General features: G+C 44.0%; 6 protein-coding genes. 1 reads left to right on the forward strand and 5 read right to left on the reverse strand.

Going from position 1 to position 9,776, the window contains the following annotated elements; genetic code table 11:
• Positions 1 to 133: 133 nt before the first annotated feature.
• Entirely contained in the window at positions 134 to 2,716 is a 2,583-nt protein-coding gene (locus tag ACUVJL_RS29150) for a dynamin family protein (RefSeq protein WP_445249037.1), read from the reverse strand.
• A 1,440-nt stretch (positions 2,717 to 4,156) separates the two neighbouring features.
• Here ACUVJL_RS29150 and acpP point away from each other — a divergent pair.
• Entirely contained in the window at positions 4,157 to 4,387 is a 231-nt protein-coding gene (acpP, locus tag ACUVJL_RS29155; protein WP_445249042.1) for an acyl carrier protein, read from the forward strand.
• Between the two features lie 281 nt (positions 4,388 to 4,668).
• Here the strand turns inward: acpP and ACUVJL_RS29160 are convergent, their stop codons facing one another.
• The 4 genes from ACUVJL_RS29160 to ACUVJL_RS29175 form a co-directional block, all read right to left on the reverse strand.
• Positions 4,669 to 5,271, reverse strand: a complete 603-nt coding sequence (locus ACUVJL_RS29160; RefSeq protein ID WP_445249038.1) for a hypothetical protein — start codon at positions 5,269 to 5,271, stop codon at positions 4,669 to 4,671.
• A 42-nt stretch (positions 5,272 to 5,313) separates the two neighbouring features.
• A complete protein-coding gene (locus ACUVJL_RS29165; protein WP_445249039.1) occupies positions 5,314 to 6,033 on the reverse strand; it encodes a DUF2786 domain-containing protein in 720 nt (239 codons plus the stop codon).
• Positions 6,034 to 6,207: 174 nt separating this feature from the next.
• The gene (locus tag ACUVJL_RS29170; RefSeq protein ID WP_445249040.1) at positions 6,208 to 7,425 is read right to left on the reverse strand and encodes a DUF790 family protein; all 1,218 of its coding nucleotides are present in this window, start codon (positions 7,423 to 7,425) and stop codon (positions 6,208 to 6,210) included.
• 99 nt (positions 7,426 to 7,524) lie between these two features.
• Positions 7,525 to 9,063, reverse strand: a complete 1,539-nt coding sequence (locus tag ACUVJL_RS29175; protein WP_445249041.1) for a DEAD/DEAH box helicase family protein — start codon at positions 9,061 to 9,063, stop codon at positions 7,525 to 7,527.
• Positions 9,064 to 9,776 lie beyond the last annotated feature (713 nt).

The raw sequence follows: 9,776 nt of genomic DNA on the forward strand, positions 1-9,776 counted from the left end.
AATAATTAGTAACTGGTATGAAGTCCAAAGGAATCTATTCACTTCAGTTATACGTGAGCATATTTTAGCAAACTTTAGTAGTGGTGGCATTGTCTAGAATACATAGATGATGTTTTTTGTCAATGCGTAAGTCCTAGATTGTTTCAATTTGATTTTGTACTTGTTCGAGTTCTCGGCGTTTTTCAGCCAGCCAAACTTTTTGGGCCTCGCATTCTGCTTGATTTTGGCGATCGCGATTTTCCTGCTGTTCTAATAAATTCTCCCACAGCGAGATCGCTTTTGACATCGCATCGCTATTCGCATCAGCGCGATCGTCAAATACTGCAATAATTCTTTGTTGTACCTTCTCAAAAATAGACTCTGCCGATTCGCCAAATTTCTCAAAGCCTAACTCACAAACTTTTTCCTTAATCTGAGCTTTAACAGCATCGCCATCTAAAAAACTCCAGCCCAAACCGCCACCAGCACCAGCGGCTAAGCCACCCAAAACAACTCCTATAAAACCAAGTCCTGTAAAAAATAGCAACGCAGCACCAACTGCTGCACCAATTCCTAAACCCCCAAAAAATCCACCATCCTCAATCTCGCCAATTGATGAAGCTATTCCGCTTCCACTGCTGCCAATTCCGCCTAAGCTACCTGCTGTTGCTAAGTTATTGAATTGAGCGACAAGGCTAGTGCTGAGTTGCTGGTCAAACTGTTGAAATTCTTGCCGTATTGCAGAAATATCTTCACCGATTTGGCTGTCTAGCACTCCCATATTTTGTTTTAAAATAGACTGTACTTTTTGATTGCCCCAGTCATCAATTTCTTCGGTGATGTCTCGTACAAATTGCTCTGCATAATCTTTAGTCAACTTGTCTTGACTCATGATGTGTCCGTGTTCGGAAGTCCAGCGATGACTTTTTGCCATCAGGCGTTCTCCCAATCCTTCCACCCATTCATTCCAAGATTCAATAGCTTCTTCTACAGATTCCTCTCTCAGTTCATTAGCTAAAAGTTTGATTTTCACATCGCGGCCGCTTACTTCCGCTATTTGTTCAAAAATCTTCGCCTTATCTCCTTCAGAAACTGTCAACTTTCCTTCTAGCATTTCCCTATATTGACTCAATTCATCGCAGCCACTATTAATAATTTGCTTGATTCCGGCTGCGGATTGGTTAAGTGCGATCGCCCCCCGTTCAACAGTCAGAAACTTCTCAACCGAATCAGTAAAACCCTGAAAAGATTTTAGATAATCATCATTTTCATTGCCTGCTAAAATCGCTTCCAATGCAGATTGAGCAGAAATAAAATGAATCCGGTTTTCACCACCAATCAAATTTTGACTTGTAACAATCGTTTCCACCCTTTTTCGTACCTGCTGGCGACTCTCTTCCCGCCGCAGCAAATCGAAAAAATTAACTACCATAAAAATATTACTCGCGCCTTCCTTATTACCATAATTCAGTTCTTTTTTCAAGTACAAAAGCAGTTCTCGCTCTTTCTCGGTTAAAGCATTTTGAGCATGAGTTAAGAAAATAACGGCATCAGTTGTTTTGAGCACCTGTTGGGTGATTAATGTGCGTTCGGCTTGTTCGTTCAATCCAGGAGAATCAATAATTTCTACTCCATTGCGGCACAACTCTAATTCGGGATGTTCAAAAACGATTTCCGCAATTTCCGACTTGGCAATTTCATCGGCATAAGAACCATAAGCCGCTTCTTCCGAAATCGAAGCTTTCTCTTGATATTGTGCAGGTGAAATTTCTTCCTCCCGTCCATTTTTGTAGCGACAAATAACCCGGCGCTGCGAACCATATTTCAAAATAGTCACATTACCACTACAGGGAATATCGCGCACTGGTTGGATTTCCTCACCAAGTAAAGCATTTAGTAAGGTTGATTTGCCTTTACTAAATTCGCCGACAACAGCAACGCGAAAACATGGAGATTGCAATCTTTGAGATACTTTCGTTACTTCTTCTGCTAAAGTAGGAGATAGCACGTTGCGATCTATTCCATTTTGCAGAGTTAAACCTAGTTTTTCACAAAGAGCATTCAGTTGTTGCCGATACTCCTGAAATTTTTTCAACTCCTGATAGGACGAAACTGATTGCTTTTGATTTGTTTTGTGTTTCGGTTTGGCTGGTAAATGTCCGATAATGTGACTGGCAGCACGGATAAACATAGAATCGAGAGATTGAAATTGCGCTGGATCTAGTAACGAGTGGAGTTCTGTTAAAGCTGCTGTATCGCTTATTGCTTGACTGCTAAAACTGGCTTCCAAAACAGTCAAAAATCGCCCAGCGATTCCGAGTTTGTTGGCGACAATCGTCAAATACTCTTTTTCGCGTTTATCTATTGTCCCATCTGCCGCCGACATTTGATACCCAAAACTAATCAGCAGCAGTTTTTCCTCCTCAGAAAAACACGCTGTCAGCGCCAGCAACGCGGTCAATTTCTTGTAAACTTGCTGTTCCCGCACGCTCTTAACCATCGGCATTACCAATGGGCGCAAATTGTTGTTAGCGGGAATAAGTTCCGTAAAAGTTGTCCGCAATCGCTGCGTTTCCTCAGCACTTACCGTACCGTCGGCATGAATGACTCCCAGCAATACCGTCACCAATCCCGCCAGAAAAAGCACGGGCGGAGTAATATCCTCTTTTCGTAGGTTTTGCCCTGTCAGTCGGGAAATAAGCTCAACCGTTTGCGGACTAATTAGCGAAGTGTCCATTTGCCGCGCCCTTAGATAATTTTTTTTATTTAAACTATCATAATATATTAGTTATTCTGTGGATTGGTAACACGGTAAAAATTGATGATGAACTTTGTATTTCCCCCGGCGGTACAGGCTGCGATCGAGGCTGGTAAGTACGCACAAGTGTTTACATCTGCTGGAGTGCCGATCGGCATGGCGAGAGATGCAGCGACGGGAGAATTCGTAGCCCATGCCGTTGGCGCAGCACTCAACAACAACCCACTATCGCCCTTAGTGTCTCCCATGCAGTTTGTTATGGGCGGCTTGCAGATGCAGCAAATGCACATGGGCTTTCAAGGCGTCCAAGCCACTTTGGGGGTGCTGCAAGCGACAACAGCCGTCATTGGTGTGGGAGTTGCGGCTGGGGTAGCCTTGTCGGCGGTGAATTTGCACCAGACTTTGAAACTAAAAAAAGCAGTAGAAAGGCTGGAAGTTAAAGTTGAAAATGGTTTCATCAATTTAGAACAACTTGTGAAAGGCCAAGGTGCGGAAATTAAGCAATTAATTTCCGAAGTCGTTGCAGATATAAAATTTGAGAACCATCGCCTAGTCTTAGTGCGGGCTTACGGGTTATTTAATCAAGCAATTCAACGAATGCGATCGGCTTTGCAACTGCAAGATATTAACCGCCGCAATGCTGAAATTGATGCAGCGCGGGGGATGCTGTTTGAAGCTTTAGCTGATTACAAAAATCCGCATTTATTAGAAGAAACTTGTGCGGCGGGACAGTTGCGTCGGTTAGAGTGCAGTTGGGGGATCGAGCAAATTATTATCGGCACGTATCAGGTACAAAATGAATTTGGTGCTGCGGGCGATCGCATCTCTCAGCTTCAACAACAAATCCGTCAAGATGGCTTAACAGTAATTGCTGGCTGCGACTGTGACGACGAACTAGATTTTCTGTTTCCTGAAATCACGCGAATTCACAATCACGATTTAGCTGCATTAGACACTTGGCTTAATCAGATTGAATGGACTAAAGCTTTGCCCGAAAGTGAGCTAAAACTGTTACAGAGTAAAGATTTTACTAATGCGAAGTTTTCATCAAGCGGTGATGAAAAATCAGCAACAACAGCTTCAGCAATACCGGATGAACAGTTATTTTATGAAAATTTGCGGCCTAAGTCTCATTTTTATTCTCTTCGGACTCAACTGGAATTAATGCTCGCTCCGCAGCAGCGTCAAGAGTATGAAAATTATATCATTGAGCAAGGGAAAATAGCGGGTCATAAAAGTTTAGTATCGTCGAACTTGGAAAAAGCGTCTGATTTGGCTGTTGCTAATCTGTTTTACTATTTTAGAGTCCGGGATGAATCGGAAGACGAATCAGAATTAGATTCAGATGAAACTACAACTGATACCACTACTCCTAACGTTTTTGATGAATCTTCCCCAAGTGGTAAGGTTAAGCAGCAAATCTATGAAAAAGTCAAAGCGATTGTTGTCAAGCAGCTAGAAGTTGATGCAAGTAAAGTCACCATCAACGCTAATTTTGCCAATGATTTAGGAGCCGATTCTCTCGATGCAGTAGAGCTAATTATGGCAATCGAGGAGGAATTCGACATTGAAATTCCCGATGAAGTTGCCGAGGCAATTACAACCGTTGAACAGACTGTTGATTACATTTACCAAAAAGTTGATGTTTAAAAAGCCAAGAAAGTAACCCAGTTCAAATTCCTGAAACAACAGAAGCTCAGATTCAAGATGATTCCCAAACTATGAAATAATTTGGGTTGACTTCAGAGTCAGGAATATTTAATTGCGATGATGAATTGTCAGAATTTCAGTTAGGTCTCAATCCTCATAATCAATGACGAAAAGCGATCGCTCACAAGCCTAAAATCACACCTAGGGTCTACCATCTTTTTCAAGGGCTGTATGTCCTTGATTCTATCTGTGTTCTGATGGGTTGTCGCCCCGTCAGCCAGCTAACCTTCGCGCACCATCCATACCAAAAACCCCAAAATTTGCTCGACAGGAGGAAGTGGATAATCAATCAAGTCAATTGTCACTGTTTGCCCTTGGAGTTTGAGGAATCGCCACTGAGTGCCATTGCTTACCACACCATAAATTATGGGAATCGGCTTTTTCTTAGCCTCATTAAATTTTTGTGCTGCCACCATTTCAGCAATACATTGCCCGAATCCTGTTCTGAGGTCAGATTTTTTTGCCTCCACAATGATGACTGCCGGTGCTTCGATTTCTAGAATTTCTTCGGAACGGCTAAAGAGAAAATCACACACGCCGTTCAGTCCCATTGATTCGTCTACTGTGAAGTCTTCTCCAGAAAATAAGCTGACTCGCCGCTGTAAAATTCGTCTCGCTTCTAGCAAAACAGGGAAAATAATTCCTTCAGAACGAGCTTTTTCGCTGGCGGATGAGGCAAACGGCAGGCTTTCTTCCAAAAAGGCAGTCAGTGTTTGTGAGGGGGAAATTGGGTCAATGTTAGGCAAAAAACGAACTGCTTCTACAGTGGTTAGATTAAATGCTTCCTTGACTTTACCGATTGTGGTGAAAGAACAGTAGGGCATAGGGATTAACAGTATAAATTGAATTGCTAACTATACTTAAACTCACAGAGATTCATTGAGTTGTTTTTGTTCCTCTTGAGGCTGCACTTGCTTGTGCAAACTAATTTTGTCGCCCACTTCATACCCCGAATTAAAACCCGCCGCGCTGCTGACTTGAGAATCTGTTCTCGTTCTAATTTTAACCCCTCGGCCCTCTAGATAATCGGCGATCGCCCGTTGATTTTTCTCAAACATCGATCGCACTACAATCCCTGGAGTCGCCGCCGCATCCCCCGAACCCGGAATCCCCGACTCTTCCATCTCCTGTTTTTGTTCCAACAATCTTTGTCTCAACCTTGTCGCGCATCCAACCCGAAAAGCATTCAGATACGCCAACCCCCTGCCGTTTCCTTTGCGGTATTTAGCCCTTTTTTCAATCGCAGAACTCAAATACTCGTACAGGTGTTTGCAAACAATCAGGTTTGTAGAAGTTCCCACCAAAAACATATTGCCATTATAAGTGTTTCGCATGGCATTGCAACCGTTAGCGTCGGCAATTCCCGAAAGCAGCATCATTTTCCAAGTGACAAATTTCGATGTTGTTTCAACTGAGTTTTCGTCAATCTCTTCTTGGTGATTTGGCCCTAAATCGGCGAGACTGAGATTGTACTGTGCCAGTAAGAGGGAAGCTTTTTCGGCTGCTGCAGTGGATTCGTTTTCATTGGATGAGGTGGCGAGGGCTAACAGCTTTTTGATTCTTTCGACAATACTTGTGTCTGCCATTTTTCTATCGGTTTTAGGGTGAGAGTATGCGGTGGCAAGGATTTGGGTGAATTCCTATTTTAGTATAGCTGGGAATGTGCGAGGTTTTTTGAGGAGGATTTTTTTGAACCGCAGAGGGCGCAGAGGGCGCAGAGAGAGAGAAAGAAAGAAGTTTGCAACTGATGGGCGGATTGGTTACTCTTCGAGGACTTCCAGGACTGATTTGGGCAGCAATTTATCTTTAAACCAGACTACTTTTGCTGGCACGTCTTTTACATTCACTCCGGCTTTTTCTAAATTCAGCCGTTCGGAAATAGCTAAAATCAAGTTATCGCATTCTGACTTCTGTACTTGTGCAAATTTCTTTTGCAAATACTCCGGCCGCCAATAGCCAACTATTTCTAATAAAAATACTCGCCCGTCGGGATGCACTAACCGAAAGTCGGGAATCATCACACTACCTGGAATGGGAATTAAATCTACTTCTCGCTCTAGTTGCCACTCGGTTTTTGTGGAATTCCATCTCTCAGCAAATGCGGCTTCTAACATACTATCATAAGGCTTGCCTGGGGGATAGTGGCTGACTAAACCGCAGTCGGAATTTAGGGTGAATTTACCTGTTTTTAAAACGCCACTAAAAGGGTCTTTTGTGTGCAGTGTCGAGTGCATACTCCATTTGGTGACGTGCAGCAGTGCGGGCAGCATTTTCGCGAGGGCTAAGCCGTAGCGGGTGCTGGGTTTGAATAAGCTTGTAGGGCCGTCTATTGTGAGTGTAAAACCGTGGTCTGCATCGCCTTCGATGTAAGTCATTAATTGAAATAGTTTCAGATAGCGAAATAAGAGTTTGTATTCTCCTGGATCGTTGCGGTGGGCGGTTAATTGGACTTGACTTGCTCGGTAAAATATGCCTTGAACTTGAGAAAGATTGTATTTGTGAAGCAAGTTTTCGGGTGTTGGTGCATTAAACTCTGTGAGGATTTTGTTTTCGTTTAAATCGGCGTATAAACCTGTAGTGATTTCGTGAGGCAAAACTTCTCTGTTTAAGTCTTGGCTGAGTTCAGTTGCTACTTTTTCCAGGGTTAATTGGGTGGATTGAGGGCTGGGAGTCGATCGCGCGGACAATGCAAAAACCCGCTGTCTCAACTCTGAGGGTTCTAGGGGACTGATGACTTCCAAGGTGCAGAAACCGCCTTTCAGCAGGTGCGCTAATCCCCGTTTCAGCCGATAATCGGGGCTATCGCCTTCTAATTCTAGCAAGCGTCCGTCGAGTTCGCCTTGGGTTTTGCCGATCGACTCTTGAAAGCAGTTTATCGTTTCGGTAGCTGCTTCTAAGTTTTTAGCATCTATCTTGAGGCGTAGCGGGATGATTGATTCTCCGTTTTGGCGGTGACTTAATAAATCAGTGGGTAGCATTTGTTAATAGTTTTTTATTTTTAACGAACCGCGAAGGCGCGAAGAACGCGAAGGGAAGAGAGAGTAAGAAAGAGAGTGTTCGGATATAGTTTGGGCTTGCTACCAGGGAATTTCATCTTTGTCTTCTCCCCATTTTGCGGGTGATTCTGCTGCTTTTTTGGTTGTCTCTCGGTTGACTCCGTAAATGGGTGTCGGTTTGACAATTTCTAGTTTCTGATATTCTGGCTTTGGCGGTTCTATTTGTGTTTGTGGTTGGGGTTTGTGAGGCTGCATTCCTCCTCGGCGGCGTTGGGATGTTCTTTCTTCGCTGGTGTCTTCGGTGACGACTTCGTAGAGAATTGCTAACTTATTTACATCGCTGCTTTTGCGGAGAACTCGACCCAATCGCTGGATGTATTCGCGTTCGCTGCCGGTTCCTGACAATATGATAGCAATTCTGGCGTCGGGAACGTCCACTCCTTCGTTGAGGACGTGGGAGGCGACGAGGGTTTTGTATTCGCCGCTGCGAAAGCGATCGAGGATTTCGTGGCGTTCTTTGACTGGGGTTTGGTGGGTAATTGTGGGGATGAGAAATTCTTGGGAAATTCGGTAAACTGTGGCGTTGTCTCCGGTGAAAATTAGCGTGCGCTGGGGAGAGTGTTCTGCTAGTATTTTGGCTAGGATTCGCAGTTTTCCTTCGGTACAAAGGGCGATTTCTTTGGCTTGGCGGTGGGCTAGCATGGCGCGCCGCCCCAAGGGCGATCGCGCGCTTGCCATGATAAACTGTTTCCAACCATCCAGGCTGGATATTCTGATGTTAGACTGTTTTAAGAAGTCGTTGCGAATGTTGATTAATTCGGCGTAGCGAGATCCTTCTTCTTGTGACAGTTTTACCATAATTTGAACTATTTTATGGTCTGCTAAAGCATCGCCTGCCAAATCTTCTGGTCTTTTGCTAAATACTGTCGGGCCGATCAGGAAATGCAAATCGCTGTGGCGGCCATCTGTGCGATCGGGTGTGGCTGTCAGTCCCAGTCGAAAAGGCGCGATCGCATATTCGGAAATTACTCGATAAAAGTCTGTTGGCAAATGGTGGCATTCGTCAAAAACCAGCAAACCGTATTTATTGCCCAAGGTTTCTGCATGAATACTTGCACTGTCGTAGGTCGCGACTAAAATTGGCGTTTTGTCCCGCGAACCTCCGCCCAACAATCCGATTTCGATGTCGGGAAAAGCAGCTTTTAAATTAGCATACCACTGGTGCATTAAATCGAGAGTTGGTACTACAATTAATGTACTGCGACCAGTGACTTGCATGGCTAATTGTGCCAGATAAGTTTTGCCGGAAGCGGTGGGGAGGACGACTACTCCTTGGCTTCCTGCTTCCTGCCAAGCTACGAGGGCCTGTTCTTGATGTGGGTAAGGCTGCATTTCCACGCTGGGTACGAGTTCGAGTAGTTCGTATCCCCTAGCTTCGTCCGTGAAGTGAATGCACTCGGCTTGGAGGCATTCTACCAGCGGGCGGTAGTGAATGGCTCGAATGCGGAATTTTTCCACGCGATCGTCCCATGTCGCAAAGTCCACCCAGTCTCTGCCTTTGGGCGGCGGGTGTAGCAGGAGCGTTCCGCGATCGAATGTTAAGGTAGGTATCCGTGGCATTTGTTTTGAGACCCCCTGAGTGCAAGCCTGTTAAATTATAAGTGACCCATCAAATATATTGACACCAAACTCTCTCTAAGTTAGTTTTTTTTAAAAGCAAATCTCTAGAACCACCATCTACTTTATACCGTTTCGGGTTGTTTGTTGAGATTTTTACCAGATAAGTTTCTCCAAATCTCACAAGTTTATATGCACCTACCTACTTAGTTAAAAGTCGGGCGAAGATGTTTGAATATCGCAAGATATTATGGTGGCTGAGCTGGTAAGCTGCTACGCATCTAAATTGAATACAGAGACGGGCATCCTGCCCGTCCCACAATAATTGTATAAAAGTTGACTGTCAAATTAGATGCACAACAGCTTAACTCAATACGGGTGCTCTTTGCAGAAAAAATCATTTGTCTTACCAAGCCCCAAAAACGGCACCTCATTGAGTATAATTTGGAGTCATTTAAAGAAAAAGTAAGGCGTAAAAAAATATAAAAAAAAGGGTATAAAAGGTAAATGTAGAACTTCGCGAAGGGAATCATTTAACCATTTTAAGTAGCTTTCCTTACGAGTATTCTGACGTAATAGACCTCTTGCAAAAATAATTAGGACGGGCTCTGGGGCCCATCCCACAAGAGTTATTTTTTCTTGTGGGATTGGCCCCAGAGCCCGTCCTAATTATTTTTGAAAGAGGTCTATTACGTCAGAATAATCGTAAGGAAAGC

Origin of the sequence: Microcoleus sp. OTE_8_concoct_300 (genome assembly GCF_031383065.1) — a bacterium.
Classification (GTDB): Bacteria; Cyanobacteriota; Cyanobacteriia; order Cyanobacteriales; family Microcoleaceae; genus Microcoleus.

Excerpts from the sequence above, each read along its gene's own strand:
- ACUVJL_RS29150 (WP_445249037.1), bottom strand. The coding sequence starts at position 2,716 with ATGGACACTTCGCTAATTAGTCCGCAAACGGTTGAGCTTATTTCCCGA.
- ACUVJL_RS29160 (WP_445249038.1), bottom strand. The coding sequence starts at position 5,271 with ATGCCCTACTGTTCTTTCACCACAATCGGTAAAGTCAAGGAAGCATTT.
- ACUVJL_RS29165 (WP_445249039.1), bottom strand. The coding sequence starts at position 6,033 with ATGGCAGACACAAGTATTGTCGAAAGAATCAAAAAGCTGTTAGCCCTC.
- ACUVJL_RS29170 (WP_445249040.1), bottom strand. The coding sequence starts at position 7,425 with ATGCTACCCACTGATTTATTAAGTCACCGCCAAAACGGAGAATCAATC.
- ACUVJL_RS29175 (WP_445249041.1), bottom strand. The coding sequence starts at position 9,063 with ATGCCACGGATACCTACCTTAACATTCGATCGCGGAACGCTCCTGCTA.